The organism is Paractinoplanes ovalisporus, assembly GCF_016834655.1.
Classification (GTDB): domain Bacteria; phylum Actinomycetota; class Actinomycetes; order Mycobacteriales; family Micromonosporaceae; genus Actinoplanes; species Actinoplanes ovalisporus.
The window spans coordinates 88,411-112,345 of the sequence record NZ_JAENHP010000020.1 but is presented as its reverse complement, the minus strand read 5'-3'; the positions used below and the strand labels follow the sequence as shown (position 1 = coordinate 112,345).

Sequence of the window (23,935 nt, the reverse complement as noted above, 5' to 3'; positions counted from 1 at the left end):
CCCAAGCCTCGCCGCCGACACCGTCGGGAGCCCTGCCGCACGCCGCCGCACTCCCCGCCGGGAACAGCCGCCCGCTGCCGCCCGCGCGCCCACTCCGCCCCGCGTTCGCGATGCGCCTGCGACCGCGGCCACGGCGTCACCTGCCTCCGCCCTCCCGGCGCTCGTCCGCGAACCGTTCCGCGAACGCCTTCAGATCGCGGCGCTCGATCGCGGCCGCCATGAGGTCGGGGAAGGCGTCCGGCGTACACGCGAAAGCCGGCACACCGAGCGCCGCGAGCGCCGCCGCGTTCTCGTGGTCGTAGGCCGGCGCCCCCTCGTCGGAGAGCGCGAGCAACACCACGACCTGCACCCCGGCCGCCGTCATCTCGGCCACCCGCCGCAGCATCTGGTCGCGCACGCCACCCTCGTACAGGTCGCTGATCAGCACGAAGATGCTGTCGCGAGGCCGCGTGATCAACTGCTGGCTGTACGCGATGGCCCGGTTGATGTCCGTGCCCCCGCCCAGCTGCGTGCCGAACAGCACCTCGACCGGGTCTTCGAGCTGCTCGGTCAGATCGACGACGGCGGTGTCGAAGACGACCAGCGACGTACGCAGTGACTTCATCGACGCCAGCACGGCCGCGAACACGCCGGAGAAGACAACCGAAGCCGCCATCGAGCCCGACTGGTCGACGCACAGCACCACATCGCGCTGCACGGCGGAGGTGCGACGCCCGTACCCGATCAGCCGCTCCGGAATGACCGTGCGGTGCTCGGCCTGGTAGTGCTTGAGGTTCGCCTGGATCGTGCGGTTCCAGTCGATGTCGGCATGCCGGGGCCGGTTGATCCGGGCGGCCCGGTTGAGCGCCCCGGTCACCGCGGCCCGGGTCTTCTGCTCGATCCGCTTCTCCAACTGCTCGACCACCGTACGGACGACCTGCCGGGCCGCGTCCTTGGTCTTGTCGGGCATCACGCGGTTCAGCGAGAGCAGCGTGCCGACCAGATGCACATCGGGCTCGACGGCGTTCAGCATCTCGGGTTCGAGCAGCAGCCGGGTCAGGTCGAGCCGCTCGATCGCATCCTGCTGCATGACCTGGACGACCGTGCTCGGAAAGTACTCCCGGATGTCCCCGAGCCAGCGCGCCACCTTGGGCGCCGACCCGCCCAGCCCCGCCGACCGGCGGCTGCTGCGTTCCCCGTCGCCCTCCCCACCGGAGTCGTAGAGCGCGGACAACGCGGAATCCATCGCCCCGTCCCGGCCCTCCGCCTTGCCCAGCGCTTCCTCGGCCGGCCCGCCGAGAACCATCCGCCAGCGCCGCAGCCGTTCCCGAGCCGTCTCGTCCACGGTCTCGTCACTCACAAGGCCTCCCCGGCCGTCACGTCGTGGCCCAGCAAAGCCCGGAGCGTGGGCAGCACCAGATCGGCCCGGCCCGGATCGAAGCCGAGCCCACCCGCGGTCGCCCCCGGATCACCGGCCCGCGGCCCGGCCACCCGCTCTCCGATGGCCCGCCGCTCGCCGGTCTCGAACGCCCCGAACGTGCGCCGCAGCAACGGCAGCACATCGTCGAACGCGTCGGCCGCAATGTCCGCGAGCCAGTCGTCGAGCAGCGCGAGCAGTGCGTCGTCGTGCACCAGCAGCAGCCCGCCACCGGACAGGAACCCCTCGACCCAGGCCGCCGCGTGGGCCGGGGCAGTTCCGACGGTCAGCGGCAGACGCATCCGCCGCCGCACCTCGGCGCCGTCGAGCCGGCCCGCGTCGAGCAGTAGCCGGGTCAGCCGCCCGGCGAGCAACCCGTGCAGGTCGGCCCGCCCGGCCAGCGACGCCAGCGTGGAGAGCCAGCGTTCGCGCAGGTCGTCGTCTTCGAGCAGGCCGACCGCGGAATGCACCCCGTCGATCCGATCGCGCAGCATCTTGGCCGCCTCGTCCGAGAGCGAGCCGACCGCCGACGGCAGCGCGGCGCAGACCCGGCCGAGCAGGCTGGTGGTCACGGTGGCGAGCCCGGCCACGTCCGTACGCCGCACATCGCCGTATCTCAGCGTGCGCGCCAGCGCCGGGATCGCCGCCATCAGGTGGTTCACGTCGGCGTCGAGCGCGGCCCGGGTGTCGAGGGAGGCCAGCACCCGCGGGTACGCCTCGGCGAGATCGGCCAGCAGGCAGGTCTCGACCAGCGCGGTCACGTCGGCCAGCGTCTCGGCCTTGTCGGCGGCCCGCACGACCTTGGCCGTGGCGGCCGCGGCCACCGTGGTGCCGTACATGCTGCCCTCGACGAGGCTGACCGCGAACTCGGGCTGCCATCGCAGGCGCCATTCCTCGCGGAACGTGCCCGTGCCCCGGCGGGTCGCGGCGGGTTCGCCCCACGGCACCCCGATCGTGCGCAAGCGGTGCAGCAGACGGCTGCGTTTGAGGTCGGTCTCTTTCCGCAGGTCGAGGTCGAGCGCGCGCTCCAGCGCCTCCGGCTTGAGCCGGGCCGAACGCTGCTGGGCGGCCAGATCCTTCGCCAGCGGTACGGAGGGCATGTCGTCGGGCACCCCACCGAGGCGTTCACCGACCACGAGCTTGCGGGTGATCAGCTCGACCCGCAGCGGTTCGCCGTCGCACATGACCGACTCGGCCGCCTCGGTCACCTCGGCCAGCCCGGCCAGCGGCCGCCCGCGCAGCGTCGCGAGCGCCTCGGCCAGCCGGGCGGCCTCGATGATGTGGGCGGAGGAGGTCGGCACCCCTTCGGCCCGCAGCACCCCGGCCGCGTCGACGAGCCAGCGCGGCACCACCTCGTCGGCCGAGGTGAACAGGTGGTGGTACCAGCCCGGCGAGCTGACACCCGCGCCGTACCCCGACCACGACGCCAGCCGCCCGTAGGTCCACGGCACCCAGGTGAAGTCGACCTTCGCCTTCCGGCGTCCCTTGAGCAGCGCGTTGTCATCCTTGACGGCAACCTTGCGGGCCAGCGCCGGCACGTGCCACGCCCCGCAGACGACCGCGATGTCCTCGTACGTCTTGCGCACCTCACGGAGCACGCTCCGCATGTACGCCTCGCGCACCAGGTCGTCCGGGTCTTCCGGCGACGCCTCGCGGATGGCCGTCATGGCCTCGGCGATGGCCTCGAACGCGGGCATTCCCCGATGCTCCACAACGTCTTCCCACCACCGCTCGGGATCGTCGTACCCCGCCGCGGCCGCCAGCTCCCCGATCGGATCAACCGGCCGCACCGCCCGCGCCGGCTCCGCCTCACCCTGGTCCGCGTCGGCTGGGTCCGCGTCGTGTCCACCCGGCTGTCCAGCGCCGACGTCGGCGTCTGAGGGGCCCAGCGACTCCGCGTCGGCCTCATCGGCGTCCGGCCCGTCAAGCGACTCCGCCGGCGCGCCAGGCGACGGCAGCGGCTGCGCGACCGGCCCGGCCGGCGCCACCGGCGTGTCCGGCGTGTCCGGCGTGTCCGGCGTGTCCGGCGTGTCCGGCGTGTCCGGCGCGAGCCTCGCCACCGGCGCGTCACCGGCCAGGCGATAAGCGAACGGCAGGTCGAAGAACCGGACCGGCACCCCCCGCTCGACCGCCCACCGGATCGCCTGCCACTCCGGCGAGAACACCGCGAACGGCCAGAACGCCGCCCGCCGCGGATCGTCGGACGCATAGCCCAGCAACGCCACCGGCGGCTCCAGCCCGGCATCGGCCACCCAGCGCACCAGCGCATCGGCCTCGGGCGGGCCCTCGATCAGCAGCACGTCGGGCGGCTGCCGTTCGAGTTCCTGCACCACGGCCCGGGCCGACCCCGGGCCGTGGTGACGAATGCCGTAGAGACGCTCAGGCATCGCGGGCGGCCCGGTAGAAGTCGCGCCAGTCGGACCGCTCCCGCACGACGGTCTCCAGGTATTCGCGCCACACCACACCGTCGGAGACCGGGTCTTTCACGACCGCGCCGACGATGCCCGCCGCCACGTCGGCCGGGTGCAGACGGCCGTCGCCGAAGTGCGCGGCCAGCGCCATGCCGTTGGTGATCACCGAGATCGCCTCGGCCGTCGACAGCGTGCCGGTGGGCGACTTCAGCTTGGTGCGGCCGTCTTCGGTGAGGCCGCTGCGCAGCTCGCGGAAGACCGTCACCACGCGCCGGATCTCGTCGAGCGCGGCCGGCACCTCGGGCAGGTCGAGCGACTTGCCGAGCTGGGCCACCCGCCGGGCGACGATCTCGACCTCGTCGTCGGCCGAGGCCGGCACCGGCAGCACCACCGTGTTGAACCGGCGCCGCAGGGCGCTGGACAGCTCGTTGACCCCGCGGTCGCGGTCGTTGGCGGTGGCGATCAGGTTGAAGCCGCGCTGCGCCTGCACCTCGGTGTTCAGCTCGGGCACCGGCAACGTCTTCTCGGAGAGGATCGTGATCAGCGCGTCCTGCACATCGGACGGCACGCGGGTCAGCTCCTCGAGCCGGGCGATCGTGCCGGTCTGCATGGCCCGCATGATCGGGCTGGCCACGAGCGCCGCCTCGGACGGGCCCTCGGCCAACAGGCGGGCGTAGTTCCACCCGTAGCGGATGGCCTCTTCCGCCGTGCCGGCCGTGCCCTGCACGAGCAGCGTGGAGTCACCCGAGATCGCCGCGGCGAGGTGTTCGGAGACCCACGTCTTCGCCGTGCCGGGGACGCCGAGCAGCAGCAGCGCCCGATCGGTCACGAGCGTGGACACCGCGACCTCCATGAGACGGCGGGGTCCCACGTACTTCGGGGTGATCTTGGCGCCGTCGCCGAGCAGATAGGTCACCACGGCCTGCGGGGACAGCCGCCAGCCGGGCGGGCGGGGCCGGTCGTCGGCGTCGGCGAGCAGGGCCAGCTCTTCGGCGTACTGGTCCTCGGCGTGCGGGCGCAGTGCGGTCACGTGTAACTCCTTGTTCTCGGCCAGAACCGCAGGTTATCGCCTGCCTCTGACAAGAAATCGGCGTCGGGTCGTCCGGTGTGGAAGGTGGGATCAGGAGGCTCTGAGCTCGTCGAACATCTCTTGGCGGAACGTCAATGTGCGGGCCAGGTCGGCCACCGGCCGTACGCGGGAGGAATCACCCGAATCCTGGTCGAGCTGCAACGCGAGGCGGGACACCAGATCGGCGTACGCCGGAGGCATGGCCAGCCCGGCCTCGCGGCACAACTCGCCCAGCTGCCACGTGTGCCGGTCGGTGCGGGCGCGGTGGGCGATCGTCTCGAGAACGGCCACCGACAGGTGCTCGGGCCACCGGCCGGGATGGATCGCGAGCAGCCGGTTCGCCAGCCCGTCGTCGCGGCGCAGTGCTTCGGCGGCCATCCTTCCCAGCTCGTCGGGCGGAAGAACGAGATGCAGGTCCCACCGTACGGATTCCCGCAGCGCCCCCGACACGTCGGTGAGCAACGCCGTGGCCCAGGCGGCATCCTGCTGGACGACCGCGGCCTTCGCCCAGCCGTGCAGCAGCGGAGCCTCCCAGTCGTTGCTGCGCACCAGCCGCAGCATCGTGGCCGGATCGGACCACGTGTCGAGCGGAGTGGCGGCGACGATCTCTTCCAGCAGCCAGGCGCTGACCCCGATGCCGCGCGCGGGCGTGGACGCCACACCGTCGCGGCGCAGTCCCGCGTCGAGCTCCTCGGGCGGCGACACGACCAGACGGTCGGAGCCGATCATGCGTCGTTCGCGCCGCACCATCGTCAGGGCGCGCTCGGCCATGCGGCCGCGCAGCTGCGAACCGGGCAGCCGCCGCAGCAGGTCGAGGGCGGCCTCGCGCACCTCCTTGCGGCGGTCGTCGAGGGCGCGCTCGAGGAACGGGTCGTCGTCGGTGGACAGGCCGGTGGAGAGGGCGCCGACGAACCGGGCCCGGTCGTCGGACGACTCCTCGGCCCACGTGCTCTCGACCAGCTCGCGGGCCCGGGCCGGGTCGGTCGACCGCAGCTGTGTCAGGTAGCCCACCCGTTCGCCCGAACTGCCGGTGTGCCAGTCGGGGAGGACCACCGCGACCTGCGCCTCGTCACGCAGCCAGCGCCAGTCGACACGCATGCCGGCCAGCCACGCGCCCCGGCGACCGGCCACCCGGGCCAGGGCCGGCCGGACGATCGAGTTGCGGCGGCCCGCGTCGAGCAGCGCCGGCAGGGCGGACGGCGGCACGTGACCACCGCGCTCGGCCGCGGCGGCGAGCCACTGGCTCAGCAGTTCCTGGGCGAGCTGAGCGCCACCCGGCACGGCACCACTCAGGATGCGTTGCAGGCGGAGGCCGGCCGCGGAGGGCAGCGGCGCCTCCGTCTCGCCCGGCGTGGCGTGCACCGCCTCGTGGCCGTGGCCGGGCAGTGCCCCCGCCCGCCGGCGGGTCAGGGCCACGGCGGCGGCGTCGAGCAGCGCGGCCTCGCCCGTCCAGGGGCGGCGGTTGGTGCCGACCAGGGCCGACGCCAGCAACTCGGGCGGCAGCTCGGGGTGGCGTGGCGCGCCCGCATCGGGCAGCGGGGGAGCGGCGGCCACGAATTCGCCCCCGGCCCACGCCGCCAGCGGCCGCAGACCGGCCGGCGACCACTCGGCGGCCACGGTCGCCGGATGCCCGCCGGCCGCGGCCAGAAGCCACCACGGATCACGGTGCCCCGGCGCGAGCGGAAGGGCGGCGCCGCTCTCGTCGACCAGCCAGCCGTCGCCGCTCGGCACGACACCGGCGAGCAGCACCGGCGCGTCGAACCGCCAGGGCTCGGCGGCGACGGTCTCGCTGTATCCGGCCAGCGCCCCGGCCAGGGGCAGGGCGCCGCTGGGCTCGCGGAACGGCTCGGCCGCGCTCGCCTTCTCGGCCACCAGGGCCCGCAGCGGCGCCGAACCCGGATAGAACGCCAGCTCGCCGCGGAACTCCGTGCCCGGCACCAGATCGGAGGTCATCGGCTGGCCCGGCGCCGCGAACGACAGCACCAGCGCGAACCGGCCCTGCGCCTCGCCCCGCAGCCACGTGCGCCGGGTGGTCAGTGCGCCGTCGTCGATCTCGACCTGGCCGAGCACCTGCCACCGGTCGGAGACACGCGGCCCGGCCAGCACCTCTTCGGTGGCGACGGGGAATCCGATGCGGCTGCGGACGGTGGCGGCCAGCTCGGGCGGCAGCTCGGCGAGCCGGTCGTAGCCCGAGACGAGCAGCCGCAGCAACGCCAGCTCGCCCAGGAGCCGGTCGGCCCAGTGCGGCCCGATGCCCGCGATCGTGCCGAGCCGGCGCACCGCGTTGGCCGCACTCGGCGCCTGAGCGTCGACCAGACGAGCGGCCATCGCCTCGTACGGCTGGTGGCCCGAACGCTGGGCCCCGGCCAGCCCCTGCCGGATCTGGTCGTCGAGCCACCGGCGCAGCTCGGCCATGCCACCCGCGACCCGCTCGGCGCGCTGCTCGACCCGCTTGGCGGCGGCGACCGGATCGGGCGCGGAGGCCGTCTTGGGCTTGGCCGCGGCCCGGGCCGCCCGTGCGGCCTGCCACTCCTTCGCGAACTCGGCGGCCGGCGCGTCAGCCACATCGGACTCGGCCCACAGCATCAGCAGCGCCAGCGAGTGTTTGCACGGGATCTTGCGGCTCGGGCAGGAGCATTTGAACGCCGGGCCGGTCAGGTCGACGCAGACCTGATAGTTGCGGCACTGTCCCCACAGGATGTCGTCGAGCCGCCCGGTCGCCGACCAGGAGGCCGGGAACGACAGGCTGCGGGCGGCCTTCACCGACGAGGCATCGGGGGCGAGTGTCTCGACCTGAGCTGCGGACCATCGTTCGACTGGCACGGGGAAACCCTAGGCCGCCCGTACGACATTTTCGGCCGCCCTGCTCACGCCGCCCGCAGGCAGTGAAATGATCAGTGGAGAGGGCTCACCGAGGGGGGAACGATGAAGGTCGTGGTCTTCGGGGCGACCGGCATGGTCGGCCAGGGCGCGCTGCGCGAGAGCCTGCTCGCTCCCGACGTCGAACAGGTGCTGGCGGTCGGCCGGACCCCGACCGGCGTCTCGCACCCCCGCCTGCGCGAGGTCAGCCTGAAGGATTTCGCCGACCTCACCCCGATCAAGGAGGAGCTGCGCGGCTTCGACGCCTGCTTCTACTGTCTGGGTGTCTCGTCGGTCGGCATGGATGAGGCCACCTACACCCGCATCTCCTACGACTACCCGATGGCCGCCGCGCGCACGTTCGCCGAGCTCAACCCGCAGACCACTTTCGTGTACGTCTCCGGGGCCAGCACCAACCCGAACAGCCGCCAGATGTGGGCCCGGGTGAAGGGCCGCGCCGAACTGGACATCATCGAGCTGCTGCCCAACGCGTACGCGTTCCGCCCGGGGATGATCCAGCCCACGCACGGCGTCCGCTCGAAGACCAACTGGTACAACGCCGTCTACACGGCCGTGGCGCCGGTGGTCCCGCTGCTCGAGCGCATCGCCCCCAGATACGTCACCACGACCGACAAGCTCGGCCAGGCCATGCTCCGGGCGGCCCGGGTCGGTTACGCCAACCACATCGTCGAGAACGCCGACTTCCGCTGACGCCACGGCCGCGCCGCGGGTCAGGCGGCGCCGTGACCCGCGGGGACCACCTCGGCAAGCTTGGGCGGCGGGGGCGGCGTGCCGTCACCGAAGGGCCGGCCGCCCAGCTTCTCGCGGCCGTGCTCGGTCAGCCAGCCCGACAGATCGGGACCGGCGGGCACGATCCCGGTCGGATTGATGTCCTTGTGAACGATGTAGTAGTGCTGCTTGATGTGCACGAAGTCGGTCGTGTCGCCGAAGCCGGGCGTCTGGAACAGGTCACGGGCGTAGGCCCACAGCACCGGCATCTCGGTCAGCTTGCTCCGGTTGCACTTGAAATGCCCGTGATAGGCGGCGTCGAAGCGGGCCAGCGTCGTGAACAGCCGGACGTCGGCCTCGGTGATCGTGTCGCCGACCAGGTAGCGCTGCCCGGCCAGCAGCTCCGAGAGCTTGTCGAGACCGGCGAAGAGCCTTCCGTACGCCTGCTCGTAGGCCTCCTGCGTGCCCGCGAACCCGGCCCGGTAGACGCCGTTGTTGACGTCCGCGAACACGAACCGGTTGACCTTGTCGATCTGTTCACGCAGCTCGGCCGGGTAGAGCTGGGGCGCGCCCTCCCGGTGGTAGCGGGTCCACTCCAGGGACAGGTCGATCGTGATCTGCGCGAAGTCGTTCGTGGCGACCTGCCCCGTCGGCACGTCGACCATCGCCGGCACCGTGATCCCCTTGTCATAGCCGGGGAACCGCTTGAAGTAGGCCTCCTGCAGCCGCTCGATGCCGAGAACCGGGTCACGGCCGTCCGGGTCCAGGTCGAACGTCCAGCTCCGCTCGTCGTGGGTGGGGCCGGCGATGCCCATCGAGAGCACGTCCTCGAGGCCGAGCAGCCGCCGGACGATGATCGCCCGGTTGGCCCACGGGCAGGCGCGGGCGACCACGAGGCGGTAGCGGCCGGGCTCGACCGGATATCCGTCCCGGCCGTCCGCGGTGATCCGGGTCGTGATGTACCGCTGGTCCCGGTTGAATTCGCCCTTCGGGTTCACATACGCCATGGAACCATCCTGCGGCCCGCGAGGCCGATGTGCCCGGCGAACGCCCACCCCCATACCTTCGTACGGGGTCGGGCTCTCGCGGCACCCCACGAATGTCCCGGGTCAGGCAGGACATTTGCCCGCTGCCCGCGGGACACCGCGGCTGCGACGATGACCCGCGTGACGCACGACGACCGAGCATCCCGCACACCAGCCGCCGTCGCGGTCGGCCTGGGCCTGGCCGTGCTGGTTGTCGCGACCATCCTCGACCTCCAGGTGCCGGGCGAGCATCGCGAGCTCACCCAGACCGAGATGGTGTGGACCGTCGGCCTGCCCGGCCTGGGCCTGCTCATCCCCGGGGCGATCCTGCTGCGACGGCTCCCGCGTCATCCCGTGGCCTGGCTGCTCGTCGGCTCCGGGCTGCACTGGATCTTCGATGGGGCCGCCGCGACCTGGCTGGCGTATGCGACCCTGAACGACCTGCCGGGTGCGAGCGCCGCGTTCTGGATCTACAACCGCCTCGGCGCCGCGCTGCTCATCTGGCTTCCGCTGCTGCTGTTCATCTACCCGAGCGGGCGCTTTCCGAGCGGGCGGTGGCGCCTCGCGGCGTACGGGGGAATGATCCTCGCGTCTCTGGCCCCGCTGGCCACTCTGGTCGTCCCCTCGCAGGTGGCCGACGCCCGCGCCGGTCAGCCGTCACCGGCCGTGTTCGCCGGGCTCGGCCTCGACCCGGCCTCGCTCCCGCTGCCCGACGGCTGGTGGCTCCCGCTGCTCACCGCCATGTGGATCGCCCTGCCGCTCGGCATGATCATCTCGTTCGCGGTCGTGGTCCGCACGTTCCGGCGCACCACCGGCGACGAACGTCTGGCCCTGCGCTGGCTGCTCTGGGCCGCCCTGGCCGACGTGCTCGTCTTCCTGTCCGCCCTGGTCCTGCCCGCCTTCTCGGGCATCGCGATCGGTCCCGCGGTGGGGCTGACCGGCGCCGCGATCACGATCGGCCTGGTCCGGCCCCGCCTGGTCGACGTCGACCGGCTGCTCGGCGGCACCGCCCTCTACGGCGCCATGGCCGCCACCGTCCTGGTCGTCGACGCGTGCATCCTCGGCGCGACCGGCGCCTTCCTCGGCAGCCGGATGGCCGAACGGGACGCCGCCGTGGTCGCCATGCTGGTCGTCACCGCCGGCTACGGCCCGCTGCGTCACCGGCTCTGGATCGCGATCCGCCGGCTCGTGCTGGGCCGCCGCGACGACCCTTACAAGGTGGTGGCCGGCCTCGCCGAGCAGCTGGAACGCTCCGAGTCGCCGTCCGACGAACTGCTCGCCGTGGCCCGGGCCGTCGCCGAGGCGTTCCGCCTGCCCTACGTCGAGGTCGAGGTCAGACGGCCCAGCGGCGAGCAGCTGGTGGCGACCGTGGGCGAGCCTCGGGCCCCGACCCGCATCCTGCCGATCACCTATCGCGGCGAGACGGTGGGCCGGGTGATCCTGCCGGCCCGGGCCCGCGACGACCGCCTGCTCACCGACGTCGTCCGCCAGGCGGCGATCGCGGCCCGCTCGGCCCATCTGGCCCAGGAACTGCAGCGCAGCCGCGAGCAGATCGTCGCCGCCCGCGAGGAGGAACGCCGCCGCCTGCGCCGCGACCTGCATGACGGCCTCGGCCCCACGCTGGGCGGGGTCGGCCTGCGGATCGATGCCGCCCGCAACCTGGCCGGCCGCAAACCAGAGGAGGCCGACCGCCTGCTGCGTCAGGCCCGCGAAGACGTGACCACGGCGGTTTCCGACGTACGCCGTCTTGTGCACGACCTGCGTCCGCCCGCGCTCGACGACGTGGGACTGCTGGGGGCCGTGCGGCAGCAGGCCGCCCGTCTCAAGGCGCCCGGCCTGACCGTCACCGTCGACGGGCACGACGACCTCGACCAACTGCCGGCCGCGGTCGAGGTCGCCGCCTACCGCATCGCATCCGAGGCCCTCACCAACGTCGCCCGGCACGCGTCCGCCACCACCGCGCACATCACGCTCGCGGTCCGTGCGGGCGCCCTCGAGATCGAGGTGACCGACGACGGCGTCGGCATCCCGCCCGGCACGCCCAGCGGGGTCGGTCTCGTGTCTTTGCGTGAGCGCGCCGCCGAGCTGGGCGGCGACTGCCGCATAGAGTGCCCCGACGGCCGCGGAACGGTCGTGCGGGCCCGACTGCCGATGGGGGTGCTGGTGTGATCCGGGTACTCGTCGCCGACGACCATCCGATCTACCGCGACGGGCTGGCCGTGCTGCTCGCCTCCGTCGACGGTCTCGAAGTGGTCGGCACGGCCGCCGACGGCGTCGAGGCGGTCGCGGCCGCGACCCGGTTGCAGCCCGACGTCGTGGTGATGGACGTGCAGATGCCGCGGCTCAACGGGGTCGAGGCGACCCGCAGGCTCGCGACCGACGCCCCCGGCGTGGGAATCGTGGTGCTCACCATGTCCGAGGACGACGGCACCGTCTTCGCGGCGGTCCGCGCGGGCGCCCGGGGCTATCTCGTGAAGGGCGCCGAGCAGGAGGAGATCGTCCGCGCGATCACCACCGTGGCGGCCGGGGGAGCGGTGTTCGGGGCGACGCTCGCGCTGCGCATAGCCGAGTTCTTCGCCGCCGGCCCGCCCGCCCCGACCGAGGCGTTTCCGCAGCTCACGGCGCGCGAGCGAGAAATTCTCGACCTGCTCGCGGCGGGCCGCTCCAACGGCCAGATCGCCGCCGCGCTCTATCTCTCGCCCAAGACCGTGCGCAACAACGTCTCGAACGTGTTCGCGAAGCTTCAGGTGGCCGACCGGGCCGAGGCGATCGTCCGTGCCCGCGAGGCCGGACTGGGCCACTGACGGCCCGGAATCTGACAGAGTTGGCAGGTGTCCACCTCGATCAAGGGCTATCTGACGCAATGGACGGTGTTCGTTCCGATCATCGCCATTGTCGCGCTCGTGTTGACGTGGGGCCGCGAGCTTCCGGCGGCCGTGGTGGTGATCGCCGCAGTGCTGCTCGGCGGGGCCGTTCTCGCGGCCGTGCACCACGCCGAGGTGGTCGCGCACCGGGTCGGCGAGCCGTTCGGTTCGCTCGTGCTGGCCATCGCGGTCACGATCATCGAGGTCGCCCTCATCGTCACGCTGATGATCAGCGGCGGCGAGAAGACGCAGTCACTGGCCCGCGACACGGTCTTCGCGGCCGTGATGATCACCTGTAACGGCCTGCTCGGCATCTCGATCCTGGTCGGAGCCCTGCGCCGGCACGTCGCGGTCTTCAACGCCGAGGGCACCGGCGGCGCGTTCGCCACGGTCGCCACCCTGGCCACGCTCAGCCTCGTGCTGCCCAGCTTCACCACCAGCCGCCCCGGCCCGCAGTTCTCCCCGGCCCAGCTGGCGTTCGCGGCGGTCGCCTCCCTCAGCCTCTACGCCCTGTTCGTCATGGTTCAGACCCGCCGCCACCGCGACTACTTTCTCCCGATCACCACGAGCGGCAAGACCATCGACGCCGAGGAGCACCTCGACCCGCCGACCGGCCGCACCACGCTGATCAGCCTGGGCACGCTGATGGTGGCGCTGATCGCCGTCGTGGGCCTGGCCAAGGGCGTCTCGCCCACGATCGAGTCGGGCGTCGCCTCGATCGGGCTGCCCCACGCCGTCGTGGGTGTGGTGATCGCCCTGCTGGTCCTGCTCCCCGAAACGATCGCCGCGGTCCGCTCGGCCGCCCGCGACCGCGTGCAGACCAGCCTCAACCTCGCCGTCGGGTCCGCGATGGCCAGCATCGGCCTCACCATCCCGGCGATCGCCATCGCCATGATCTGGCTCGACGGCCCGCTGCTGCTCGGCCTCGGCGGCACCCAGATGGTGCTCCTGGCGCTCACGGTCGGCGTCGGCACCCTCACCATCGTCCCCGGCCGGGCCAACGTCCTCCAGGGCGGCGTGCACTTGGCGCTGCTGGCCGCGTTCCTCTTCCTGGCCGCCAGCCCCTAGCCGCAGACGTACGCCTCGTCGGCTCCTCCAAAAGCACCAGGGCAGCTCTCCGCCTTCGGCGGCTGCCGCACGCGAGCTGCGTGAAACTCAAGGCCGCAAAAGCGGGCGCCGGCCGTGGGGCGGTGGTCACCCGGGCCGCCTCCCGTTCGCGGCACACGTCCAGCGGCGGCCGCGGTCAGGCGGAGTCGCGCTCGATCAGGGCGGGCTCGTAGATCACGGACGAGACGCGCATGGCCGGGTCTTCGATGCGGGCCAGGAGCAGTCGCGCGGCCTCGGCGGCCATGTCTTCGAGCGGGTGACGGACCGTTGTCAGCGCGGGGGAGGCGGCCACGGCGGCGCTGCTGTCGTCGAAACCGACCACCGCCACGTCTTCCGGCACGCGCCGGCCGGCCTCCCGAAGGGCGGCCAGCGCACCCAGCGCCATCAGGTCGTTGGCCACGAAGACGCCGTCCAGTTCCGGGTTGCCGGCCAGCAGGGCCCGCATGGCGGTCTCGCCGCTGTCGCGGGTGAAGTTGCCGGTCTCGGTCGGCACCCAGCCGTGGCCGCGGCGGGCCATCGAGCGGCGGAAACCGGCGATGCGGTCGCTGCTCGCCGGCACGTCGGCCGGGCCCGAGATCATCGCGATGCGCTGGCAGCCACGGGCCAGCAGGTGCTCGGCGGCCAGTGTGGCGCCGGTGTCGTTGGCGAGGTCGACGTAGTCGATCGGCACCGGCTCGGAGGGCCGCCCGATCAGCACCGCCGGCACGCTGCCCTCGGTGAGCATGCGGGGCAGCGGGTCGATCGGCGGCAGCGACAGCACGATCGCGCCGTCGGCCTGGCCGTTGCGCAGGTCGCCGACGAGTCGTCTGCGCTGGTCGTCACTCCCGACGATCTGCAGGGCGAGCTGCACGCCCTTCTCCCGCAGCACGCTCATCAGGCCGCCGACGACCCGCCCGAAATAGGGGTCGGCGAAGAAGCGGCCCATGAACGGGTCATCGTCGTGCGCCTCGGAGTCGGAGACGACCAGCGCAACCGTGCCCGTACGGCGGGTGACCAGTGACCGCGCGAGGCGGTTCGGCACGTAGCCGGTGCGCCCCACCGCGTCCCACACGACCTCGTGCAGCTGGGGGTCGACGTTGCGGATCCCGTTGATCACGCGGGAGACGGTGGCCCGGGACACCCCGGCGATCCGGGCCACGTCCTCGAGAGTCGGGAGCCGCTCGGTTCGCATAGACGTCTTTATAGCACAGGAGGAGAGCGCTCTCCCTGAGCCTGATACGCGAACGGCGCCAAGTTCCGGAACCAGCGGAAACCCGCGTACGTATTGACGCCCCTGACATCGTGGCGTAACACTCGGAAAGCGCTCTCCAATCCCCGAAGGAGACCTTCGTGAATCCCCATCGACCCAGGCGCATCCTGGCCCTGAGCGCGGTCGCGGCCCTCACCGTGACCGCCGTCCTCACCGGTGTCCACACCGCCTCGGCGGCCGACACCCTTATCTCGCAGGGAAAACCCACGCTCGCGTCGTCGACCGAGAACGGTGGCGCGCCCGCCGCCGCGGCCGTCGACGGCAACACCACCACCCGGTGGGGCAGCGCGTGGAGCGACCCGCAGTGGCTCCGCGTCGACCTCGGCAGCACGGCCACCGTCTCCCAGGTCAAGCTCACCTGGGAGGCCGCGTACGCCAAGGCCTTCCAGATCCAGACGTCGGCCGACGGCACCAACTGGACGAACGTCTACAGCACGACCACGGCCACGGGCGGCACTCAGACCCTGTCGGTCAGCGGTTCGGGCCGCTACGTCCGCATGTACGGGACGCAGCGCGGCACCGGCTACGGCTACTCGCTGTACGAGTTCCAGGTCTACGGCACCTACACGTCCACGCCGCCGACCAGCGGTCCCGGCTACGTGATGGCCAACCCGCCCGTCACCGGCGTGGTCCCGTCGACCGCCGTGCCGCCGGACACCAACCCGCCGACCACGCACCACGAGTTCCAGATGAACTGCTCGGTGAGCCGCACCAACCTCAACGACGACCCGATCGTCTTCCCGGGCCTGGCCGGCGCCTCGCACTCGCACACGTTCATGGGCAACACCACCACGAACGCGAACACGACGGTCAACAGCCTCAAGGCCGGCAGCACCTCGTGCATCACGCCCGGTGACAAGACCGGCTACTGGATGCCGACGCTGCTCAACGGCGACACCGCCGTGCAGCCCGTCGGCCGCCAGACCATCTACTACAAGTCCGGTGTCATCGACTACCGCAGCGTGCGCCCGTTCCCCGAGGGTCTGCGCTACGTGGTCGGCAGCCCGACCGCCAGCCTCGAGGACTTCCGCAACCATCCGGGCGCGGTGGAGGGCTTCGAGTGCGGTGACCTGTCGTTCAACTGGGACATTCCGGCCAACTGCGCGCCGGGCACCCAGCTGAACGTCCGCTTCCAGGCCCCCAGTTGCTGGAACGGTCTGCACCTGGACACGCCCGACCACAAGAGCCACATGGCGTACCCGGTTCTCGGCGTCTGCCCGAGCTCGCACCCGGTGGCCGTCCCGATGATCGAGTTCAAGATGGCGTGGCCGGTCAGCGGGAACATGAGCAACGTCCGCTTCTCCAGCGGTCGCGGCTTCTCGTTCCACTACGACGTCTTCAACGCGTTCGACCCGCCGACGCTGGCCGCCCTCACCCGCCACTGCATCAACGGCGGCCTGCAGTGCGACCCGCGCGGTTTCGACCTCTACAAGCCCGACCGGGGCGCGGCGCTCAACGAGAACTACGTGTTGCCGTGACCATCGAGCTCGAGGTGACCCGTTTCGACAACGCCGAAGCGTGGTGGCGGGGCAGCCCGCCGGTCGCCTGAACAAACGGGCGCCGTCTTCGCGACGGCGCCCGTTTTCGTGCCGTACACAATCAGGGCGCGCTGCTCGGGATTGTGGACAACGCCACTTCCCGGGTGCGCAGAATCTGCAATGCCAAACTGCGCGTCTGGGGCTCGACCCCCGATTTGTCCTCACTGCGGGCGAGGCTCTGGCTCTGTTCGAGATGGGCCTTGATGAGCTTGGCCACCGTGGTGTCGAACGCCTCGCCGACGAGCTGCTTGGCCCCCGCCAAGTCTTCCGGAGTGACCATGCCCGGCATCGGCATGCCCTTGTGCGGGTTCTCGGCCGGCAGCCCGGCGCGCGTGTGCAGCTGCCGCAGAATGCTCAGCTCGGCCTCGGTGAACGCCTTGACCTGCAGCGCCATGGCCAGCGTCGCGGCGTCCTGGGTGCGCTTGGGCGTCAGCTCGAGCAGCGGAAGAAGCTCCTCGTCCATCGCGATGTTGATCTCGATCCAGGCCAGGTCGGTGCCGCCGAACCCGGCCACGGCCCCCTGCACGCTGGCCTGTGGGGCGGGCGCGCCCTCCGTGCCGGTGCCCGAGCTCGAGCAGCCCGCCAGTCCAAGTACCGCAACCATCAGAAGGCGGGGAACATATTTCACGTTCGCGAGTCTGGCCGTTTAATGCCACCAGTGTCAACGATTCGATATTGATAGATGGCAACGGGACCGTAACAATGGCCCACCCTCATAGAACGCTCTCATTTTCTGTTATTCAAGCCGCCGACTCCCGTCTCCGGCTTCCGCCGGCACCCACAGTCGAGCCCCCGCCGCGCCCGCGGCCCAGGGCGCGCCGTACTCAGTGTCGAGCCCTCGAGCCGCGCCCCGGGCACGGACCGGTCTGCCGCGTCCGTGGCTCGAGGCGCCGGCTGTGTCGCGCCCGCAAGGCCTACGCAGAGCCGCCCTGACCGTGCCTCCTAGGCCTTCTCCCAGAGGCCCACCAGATTGCCCTCGGTGTCGTGGAAATACGCGCTGAAGCCCATGTCGCCGACCGGCTGACGGCCGATCGCCAGCTTGCCGCCCAGCTTCTCGATCGTGGCGACGGCCTCGTCGATGCTGGCCACGCCGATCGTGACGATCGGGGCGGTGATCGGGCCCTGGCGGGCCATCATGCCGCCGTTGATGCCACCGGGCTCGGCGGGCCGGCCCTGCTCGTTGGTGGGTGTGGTCGTGACCATCGTGTATTGGAACTGGGGCATCGAGTCGAGCTCCCAGCCGAAGGCCTCGCGGTAGAACGTCGTGGCACGCTCACCGTCGTCGAACGGCAGCTCGAAATGGATCACCTTGTCCATGTCGCCACCTCCTCGTCAGCAGACCCTAGGCCTGTCGCCTCGGCGGCAGAAGGGCCGAAAGTACGGGGTCACCCGCGAGAATTCACGCCGCGAGCCCGGCAAGCAGCCGACGTCCGTCGAACGGGAATTGACGCCGTGAGTCCGGCAAGCAGCCGGCGTCCCTCAAGCGGGAATTCGCTCCGCGCGCCGGTAAGCAGCCGGGGTCTCTCGAGGCGTCTTACGGGTATGGACATTCGCGTCACGGCCGCCCGGTGGTGGTCCCGCATGAAGAAGGGCGCCGCGGCTCTCGCCGCGACGCCCTCATCCCCCGAGTCAGCGGCGATAGACGCCGAACTCCCACAGCGAGTAGCCATAGGTGGTCGCCCGCGCGGTCCCGTTCATGCGGACGTATCGGCCCGTGCCCGACACGCTCAGCTCGTCGAAACCGCCGTCCCCGCCGGCCGTCGAATAGATCGTCGTCCAGTTGGTGCCGTCGTTGGAGGTCTGGATCTGATAGCCGGTGGCGTAGGCCGCCTCCCACGCGAGCCGCACGTGGTTGAAGGACTGCACCGAGCCCAGGTCGACCTGCAGCCAGGCCGTGCCGACCCATTCACTGGCCCAGCGGGTGCCATAGTCGCCGTCCGTCGCGTACGAGGGAAGCTGCGGCCCGTTGGTGCCGGTGGGCTGATAGGTCGACGCCGTCGTGGTCTTGCCGCGCGACAGGTTGGTGCCGGTCTCCGGCGGCGCCACCACGCGGATCGACTTCTGCTCGATGCCGACGTTGCCCTGCCCGTCGAAGGCGTAGACGTAGACCTTCCACACCCCGAGCCGCTCGGGCGCCTTGGCCGTGAACGAGCCGTTGCCGTTGTCGGTGAAGGTCACGTTGGTCAGCCCGGTGCCGCCGCCCGCGTACTTGTCGGAGTACATGAGGTTGTAGCGGATGAGGTCACCCTGCGGGTCGGTGGCGTTCACCGACACATTCAAAGACCCTCCAGCCGGTACGGCGGTCTGGTTGGCCACCGTCATGCTGGTGATCTCCGGCGGCGTGTTGGCCGGCGTCTGCCCGGTCCAGGCCTTCTTCAGCGAGTAGTAGCCGTGCCGCCGCCACCCGCCGGTGGTGGTGTTGAGCCACACCCCGCCGAAGTCGTTCTCGAGTCCGTAGTGGAACTCGGTCGCGCCCAGCGCCACGGTCGGGTGCGCGTTGATCGTGGCCCAGCTGCTCGCGTACTGGTCGCGCTTCTTCAGGTCGCTCGGCTCGGTCGGCACCCCGTTCACGTCGTTGGGCACCTCCCACTCACCCTCGGGGCCGGCCTCGGTGATGATGTACGGCTTGGTGTAGTTGCCGGCCACCCAGTCGGGGTAGATGTTGCCGATCGCGCCGTAGGAGTTGACCGCGAGCAGGTCGAGCGCGGGAGCGTACTGCTTGTAGTAGGGCCAGGCTCCGGTGTAGGCGTCGGTCGACGTCACCGGGTGGTTGGGGTCGGCCGCGTGGATCGCCACCGCGAGCTCGTTGACGAACTTCGCGTAGCCGATCCGCCGCGCCTCGACCTCGGCCGCCGAGAGCCCGTGGTCCTGCATGGTCAGAATGACCTCGTTGCCGACGTCCCAGAGCAGCACGCCCGGGTTGTTCTTCAGCGTGTTGACCCGGGCCACGATCTCGGCCTTGACCGAGTTCTTGTAGGCGGTGTCGTTCACGTAGTCGGCGCCCTGGTTGAGCCAGTGCCCGACGATCACCTTGATGCCCTGTCGCGAGGCCCGGTCGAGCAGCGTCGGGGTGTTCGCGTCGTCGACGCCCCAGGTGCGGATCGTGTTGACGCCCATGTTCTTGAGGTCACGCATGTAACCGTCGGCGGCGGCCTGCGGCGGGCCGTAGGTGAGGCCCTTGACCTGGTAGGGCGCGCCGTTGACCTGCAGCTGCCAGTTGCCCTGGCTCCCGGTCACGCGAACCACGTTGGGCTGGGTCGGCGCGGCCGGGTCGGTCATCGCCGGCGGGACGGTGCCGGTGGCCGTGCGGGCGACGCTGACCGAGTCGACGCTGAGCACGCCACCCGAGGTGGTGTCGGCGGTCGGGGTGGTGCGCCCGGCCAGCGCGTTCGGCAGGGAGCCGCCGATCGCCAGGTCGAGCCGCAGGAAGAAACCGTGGTGCACGGCCGCGTTCCAGGCCGCGACGCCGACCTGCGACTGGCGCACGATCCAGGTCTGCCGGCCGTCGAGGTAGAAGCGGATCTCCTCGTCGGTCTTCGTGCGGTCGATGATCTGGGTGTACTCGTGATAGCCGGTCTGGCAGCCGGTGCAGCTGGCGAACCCGGAGGAACGGCCGTTGTACTCGGCGCACACGCCGTCGGGGGCGGTGCCGCAGTGCAGGGTCTGCGCGAGCTGGCTGCGGCCGTTGACGTTGGTCATGATGTCGGTCTCGCCGACACCCGGCCAGTTGTTGTAGTTGCCCCGGTAAGCGGCGCCGGTCGCCCGGAAGCCGGGCCAGTAGCCGAGCGCGTTGGCGACGTCCGGCTGCTTGAGCACGGCGGTGAACTTGGTCTGCTGGCCGGCCAGGGGCTCGAAGTCGGTGCGCTGGGTCTCGAGCCGGCCCGAGGTCCAGTTGCCGTTGCCGTCCTTGATGGCCTTGATGTTCAGCCGGCCGTTGCCGTCGAGCGAGACGTTGGCCGTGCTGTTGCTGGCCGTCTCGACCTCGCCGGTGCCCCAGTTGGCGGCGCCGCCCGGATAGCTGGTGCCGGTGCGCATGAGCCAGTTGGCCGACGACGGCGAAGTGCCGGCCGCACCGTCGAACTTGTCCTCCCAGACCGTGGTGAAGTCACCGGGAGGCTGGGTCGGAGGGGTCGTCGGCGGGGTGGTCGGGGGTGTAGTCGGCCCGGTCGTGCCGTAGACCTTGAACTCCCACAGCGAATATCCGTAACCGCCGTTTCGGGTCGTGCCGTACATGCGGACGTAGCGGCCGCTGCCGTTCACGGTGAGCGTCTCGGTGCCGCCGGTGCCACCGGTCTTCGTGTAGATCGAGGTCCAGTTGTTGCCGTCGGCCGAGGTCTGGATCTGGTATCCCGTGCCGTAGGCGTTCTCCCACTGCAAGACGACCGAGGTGATGGTCGAGGTGGCGCCGAGGTCGACCCGCAGCCACTGGGGATCGGAGAACTGGCTCGACCAACGGGTGCCCGGGTTGCCGTCGGTCGCGTTGGCGGCCACGGTGTCCACGGTCTCGTTCGACGAGGAAGTGGTGGGTTTGCCTTGCGAGAGCAGGGTGTCGGCGGCGTAGGCGCTGCCGTGCGCGGTGACGGCGAGGCCGGCCGCGGCGAGGGCGGTGACAACGGGGATGGCGAGGCGGCGCCACAGTCGTGGCGGGGAGGAAGCCGTGTTCACGGAAACTCCTGGGGATGTAGGGGACGCCTTGGGGAAAGCGCTCTCCATGAATGGCCGCAGTGTTACGCCGGGCTTTCATGCGTGTCAATAGTCGCCCGCGAGTCGTGCCCGTCCTTGCCACACAAATCGGGGTGTATCCGGCGCCGGCGATGGCGGATAACAGTTTCTTGGAGAACGCTCTCCAAAGCACGTTCCAGAGTGGGGTCAGAGCACGCGGTCAAGGCGCGGGCGGCACAGGCGGCGCGGGCGGCGCGGAGCTGCGCAAGACCGGCGAGCTGCTCGAAGACCACGGTCTCGCGTTCCCCTCCACCGCCAAGACCGTCTCCTACGACGACGGGCAGGTCGCGGTGACCGACGGGCCCTACGCCGAGAGCAAGGAGTCGCTCGCCGGGTTCTGGATCATCGACGTTTCCGGGGAGGAACGGGCCGTGGAGCTGGCCGGCCGGGTGGCTTTCTGGGCGCGTCAGGTGGAGCTGCGCGAGGTGCACGACCGGGCGCCCGAGTTCGAGTCGAACCCGGAATGACCGATCGGGCCGAGCACCTGCTACGCGAGCTGGCGCCGCAGGTGCTCGGCGACCTAACCGGCGGGCGGGCCGGCGCGGGAGCAGGGCGCGGCGGGAGCTCCGCACGGCGTCTCCTCACTGACGGGATCGCGCAGCCCTTACGTTGCTCGAACACTGGCGCGGGTGGGTGGACGGCAGAATGGTGCGGTGACCGATGCTCCGGGTAAGGGACTTGTTCTTGTCATCGAGGACGAGCGGCCGATCGCTGACCTGGTGCGCCTCTATCTGAGCCGGGACGGGTTCGGCGTTCACGTGGAGCATGACGGGACGGCGGGGCTGGCCGCGGCGCGTAAGGTGCGGCCGGTCGCCTGCATCGTCGACATCGCCCTGCCGGGGCTCGAGGGCACCGAGATCGTGAAGCGGATGCGCGCGGAGGGTGACTGGACCCCGGTCATTCTGCTCACCGCGCGTGACGACGAGGTGGATCGGATTCTGGGGCTCGAACTCGGGGCCGACGACTATGTGACCAAGCCGTTCAGCCCGCGCGAGCTCGTCACCCGGGTGCGGGCCCTGCTGCGGCGGGCCGCGGGTCCGCCCGACGGTGGGGTCGTACGGACCCTCGGGCCGCTCCGGCTCGACCCGGCGCGGCGGGAAGCGACCGTCGACGGGGTTCCGCTCTTCCTCACGCCGACCGAATTTGATCTGCTCCAGCATCTGCTCGTCCGGCCGGGCCGGGTGTTCACGCGCGACGAGCTGCTGGGGGCCGTGTGGGGGTACGCGCCGGCCGCCGGCACCCGCACCGTCGACGTGCACGTGGCTCAGGTGCGCGCGAAGCTCGGCGACGCCGCCACGCTGATCCGCACGGTCCGCGGCGTCGGCTACACCGCGGACGCGACCACCGGCCACCCACCGGACGCGCCGAGAGAAACAGCGGACCTGCCGAGAGGAGCAGCGGACGCGCCGAGAGGAGCAGCGGACGCGCCGAGAGGAGCAGCGGACGCGCCGAGAGGAACAACGGGCCCGCCGAGAGGAACAGCGGACGCGCCGAGAGGAACAACGGGCCCGGCTAGAGGAACAACGGGCCCGGCTGGAGGAACAACGGGCCCGGGATGGGGCGCGACAGACACGGGACCAGATGCGTAAGACCCTGACCGGCCAGGTCGTGCTGGTCACCGTCGCCACCGCGATCGTGGCCGTGCTGATCACGGCGGCCGTCGCTGTCCCGGTCTCGATCCGGTCGATCAACACCCAGCTGCGGGCCGAGCTGCAGGAGAAGAGTGCCCTCGCCGTGGAGCTGCTGGCCACCGAACGCCCGGTCGCCCGCGAACGGATCGTCCAGTCCCTGCGCCGCGACGGGATCGACGTCTATCTGATCCGGCGCGGCGCCGTCGACCAGGCCGGGTTGCCCGACCGGGTCATCCGGCAGGTGGCCGGCGGCGCCCTGGTCGACACCCGGGCCATGGTCGACGGCCGCCCCTCGTTCGTCGCCGGCCGTCCGCTCTCCGGGGTGAACAGTGGCGTCGTCCTCACGCGCCGGGTCGCCGAGGGCACCGCCGGCCGGGTTCTGAGCACGGTCTGGATCGCGCTGCTGGCCGGCCTGGTCGGCGGCATCCTGGCCGGGGCGGCGCTGGCCCGTTTCATCGCCCGCCCGATCCGGCGCGCGGCCCGGGCCGCGGCCCGGCTCACGGCGGGGGACCGTTCGGTGCGCATCTCCCGCAGCGGTCCGGCCGAGGCCGCCGAGCTCGCCGACGCGGTGAACCAGCTGGCCAGCGCGTTGCAGGTCAGCGAGGGCCGGGAGCGCGAGTTCCTGCTGTCGGTCTCGCACGAGCTCCGTACGCCGCTGTCGACCCTGCGCGGTTATGCCGAGGCGCTGGCCGACGGCGTCGTCGGCCCGGACGGCGCCGAGAAGGCCGGCGCGACCATGCTGGCCGAGGCCGAGCGTCTCGACCGGCTCATCTCCGACCTGCTCGTGCTGTCCCGTCTCGAGGCGGCCGACCTGCCGATCGACATCGTCCCGGTCGACCTGGTCGATCTGGTCGGCGCCGCGGGGGAGGCCTGGACGACCCGCTGCGGCGCCGACGGCCCGGCCGTACGCGTCGAACTGCCCGGCCACCCGGTGCTCGTGAACACCGACCCGGCCCGCGTACGACAGGTGATCGACGGCCTGTGCGAGAACGCGCTCCGAGTCGTCCCCGCCGGGCAGCCGCTGATCCTCGCCGTGAAGGGCTCCACCATCGAGGTCCGCGACGGCGGCCCCGGCTTCACCGACGACGACCTGAAGGTGGCCTTCGACCGGGGCGCCCTCAACCGGCGTTACCGCGGCATCCGCAAGGTCGGCAGCGGCCTTGGCCTGGCCTTGGCGGCCCGCCTGGTGACCCGGCTCGGCGGCCGCATCACCGCAGGCCACGCCCCCGAAGGCGGAGCAATGTTCACGGTGGAGCTGCCGACTTGAAGAGGACGGGTGGAGCTGCCGACCTGAAGAGGAACGGGTGGAGCTGCCGACCCGAGAAGGAACGGTGG

Annotated in this window: 16 protein-coding genes and 1 pseudogene; 8 read left to right on the top strand and 9 right to left on the bottom strand. The window is 71.5% G+C overall.

Annotated elements, in window-relative coordinates; genetic code table 11:
• Nucleotides 1-136 precede the first annotated feature (136 nt).
• The 4 genes from JIG36_RS39380 to JIG36_RS39360 all read right to left on the bottom strand — a co-directional run bounded on the left by JIG36_RS39380 (nucleotide 137) and on the right by JIG36_RS39360 (nucleotide 7,699).
• Nucleotides 137-1,339, bottom strand: a complete 1,203-nt coding sequence (locus JIG36_RS39380) for a VWA domain-containing protein (RefSeq protein ID WP_307873091.1) — start codon at nucleotides 1,337-1,339, stop codon at nucleotides 137-139.
• On the bottom strand, nucleotides 1,336-3,783 hold the full coding sequence (locus JIG36_RS39375; RefSeq protein ID WP_236049108.1) for a DUF5682 family protein: 2,448 nt from the start codon (nucleotides 3,781-3,783) through the stop codon (nucleotides 1,336-1,338). The genes JIG36_RS39380 and JIG36_RS39375 overlap by 4 nt, the downstream gene beginning before the upstream one ends.
• The gene (locus JIG36_RS39365; RefSeq protein WP_203381555.1) at nucleotides 3,776-4,837 is read right to left on the bottom strand and encodes an ATP-binding protein; all 1,062 of its coding nucleotides are present in this window, start codon (nucleotides 4,835-4,837) and stop codon (nucleotides 3,776-3,778) included. The genes JIG36_RS39375 and JIG36_RS39365 overlap by 8 nt, the downstream gene beginning before the upstream one ends.
• Nucleotides 4,838-4,927: 90 nt before the next feature.
• Entirely contained in the window at nucleotides 4,928-7,699 is a 2,772-nt protein-coding gene (locus JIG36_RS39360; protein ID WP_203381554.1) for an SWIM zinc finger family protein, read from the bottom strand.
• Nucleotides 7,700-7,801: 102 nt separating this feature from the next.
• Between JIG36_RS39360 and JIG36_RS39355 the strand changes: the two genes are divergently transcribed.
• Nucleotides 7,802-8,446, top strand: a complete 645-nt coding sequence (locus JIG36_RS39355; protein WP_203381553.1) for an NAD-dependent epimerase/dehydratase family protein — start codon at nucleotides 7,802-7,804, stop codon at nucleotides 8,444-8,446.
• Between the two features lie 20 nt (nucleotides 8,447-8,466).
• On the opposite strand, the gene JIG36_RS39350 is transcribed toward JIG36_RS39355, so the two are convergent.
• Complete coding sequence (locus JIG36_RS39350; protein ID WP_203381552.1) at nucleotides 8,467-9,471, bottom strand: glutathione S-transferase family protein; 1,005 nt, start codon at nucleotides 9,469-9,471, stop codon at nucleotides 8,467-8,469.
• A gap of 159 nt (nucleotides 9,472-9,630) precedes the next feature.
• Here JIG36_RS39350 and JIG36_RS54420 point away from each other — a divergent pair, with 159 nt between their 5' ends.
• From JIG36_RS54420 to JIG36_RS39335, 3 genes are read left to right on the top strand one after another with little or no spacing between them, the layout of a single operon-like run.
• Complete coding sequence (locus tag JIG36_RS54420) at nucleotides 9,631-11,658, top strand: sensor histidine kinase (protein ID WP_203381551.1); 2,028 nt, start codon at nucleotides 9,631-9,633, stop codon at nucleotides 11,656-11,658.
• A complete protein-coding gene (locus JIG36_RS39340; RefSeq protein WP_203381550.1) occupies nucleotides 11,655-12,293 on the top strand; it encodes a response regulator in 639 nt (212 codons plus the stop codon). The genes JIG36_RS54420 and JIG36_RS39340 overlap by 4 nt, the downstream gene beginning before the upstream one ends.
• Before the next feature lie 27 nt (nucleotides 12,294-12,320).
• Nucleotides 12,321-13,421 carry a calcium:cation antiporter gene (locus JIG36_RS39335; RefSeq protein ID WP_203381549.1) on the top strand — a complete coding sequence of 367 codons (1,101 nt, stop codon included), beginning with the start codon at nucleotides 12,321-12,323 and terminating at the stop codon, nucleotides 13,419-13,421.
• 175 nt (nucleotides 13,422-13,596) lie between these two features.
• On the opposite strand, the gene JIG36_RS39330 is transcribed toward JIG36_RS39335, so the two are convergent.
• The gene (locus JIG36_RS39330; RefSeq protein ID WP_203381548.1) at nucleotides 13,597-14,631 is read right to left on the bottom strand and encodes a LacI family DNA-binding transcriptional regulator; all 1,035 of its coding nucleotides are present in this window, start codon (nucleotides 14,629-14,631) and stop codon (nucleotides 13,597-13,599) included.
• 158 nt (nucleotides 14,632-14,789) lie between these two features.
• Between JIG36_RS39330 and JIG36_RS39325 the strand changes: the two genes are divergently transcribed.
• Nucleotides 14,790-16,187 carry a DUF1996 domain-containing protein gene (locus tag JIG36_RS39325; RefSeq protein ID WP_438870790.1) on the top strand — a complete coding sequence of 466 codons (1,398 nt, stop codon included), beginning with the start codon at nucleotides 14,790-14,792 and terminating at the stop codon, nucleotides 16,185-16,187.
• Between the two features lie 121 nt (nucleotides 16,188-16,308).
• Here the strand turns inward: JIG36_RS39325 and JIG36_RS52725 are convergent, their stop codons facing one another.
• The 3 genes from JIG36_RS52725 to JIG36_RS39310 form a co-directional block, all read right to left on the bottom strand.
• Entirely contained in the window at nucleotides 16,309-16,875 is a 567-nt protein-coding gene (locus JIG36_RS52725) for a DUF305 domain-containing protein (RefSeq protein ID WP_203381547.1), read from the bottom strand.
• Nucleotides 16,876-17,189: 314 nt separating this feature from the next.
• Entirely contained in the window at nucleotides 17,190-17,564 is a 375-nt protein-coding gene (locus JIG36_RS39315; RefSeq protein WP_203381546.1) for a VOC family protein, read from the bottom strand.
• 312 nt (nucleotides 17,565-17,876) lie between these two features.
• Nucleotides 17,877-20,912, bottom strand: a complete 3,036-nt coding sequence (locus JIG36_RS39310) for a discoidin domain-containing protein (protein ID WP_307873090.1) — start codon at nucleotides 20,910-20,912, stop codon at nucleotides 17,877-17,879.
• Nucleotides 20,913-21,079: 167 nt separating this feature from the next.
• Between JIG36_RS39310 and JIG36_RS39305 the strand changes: the two genes are divergently transcribed.
• From JIG36_RS39305 to JIG36_RS39295, 3 genes and pseudogenes are all read left to right on the top strand, one after another.
• A complete protein-coding gene (locus JIG36_RS39305; RefSeq protein ID WP_203381544.1) occupies nucleotides 21,080-21,436 on the top strand; it encodes a YciI family protein in 357 nt (118 codons plus the stop codon).
• 186 nt (nucleotides 21,437-21,622) lie between these two features.
• Nucleotides 21,623-22,309: pseudogene (locus JIG36_RS39300) on the top strand (response regulator transcription factor); the annotation flags it as partial.
• Between the two features lie 241 nt (nucleotides 22,310-22,550).
• Complete coding sequence (locus JIG36_RS39295) at nucleotides 22,551-23,867, top strand: sensor histidine kinase (RefSeq protein ID WP_203381543.1); 1,317 nt, start codon at nucleotides 22,551-22,553, stop codon at nucleotides 23,865-23,867.
• Nucleotides 23,868-23,935 lie beyond the last annotated feature (68 nt).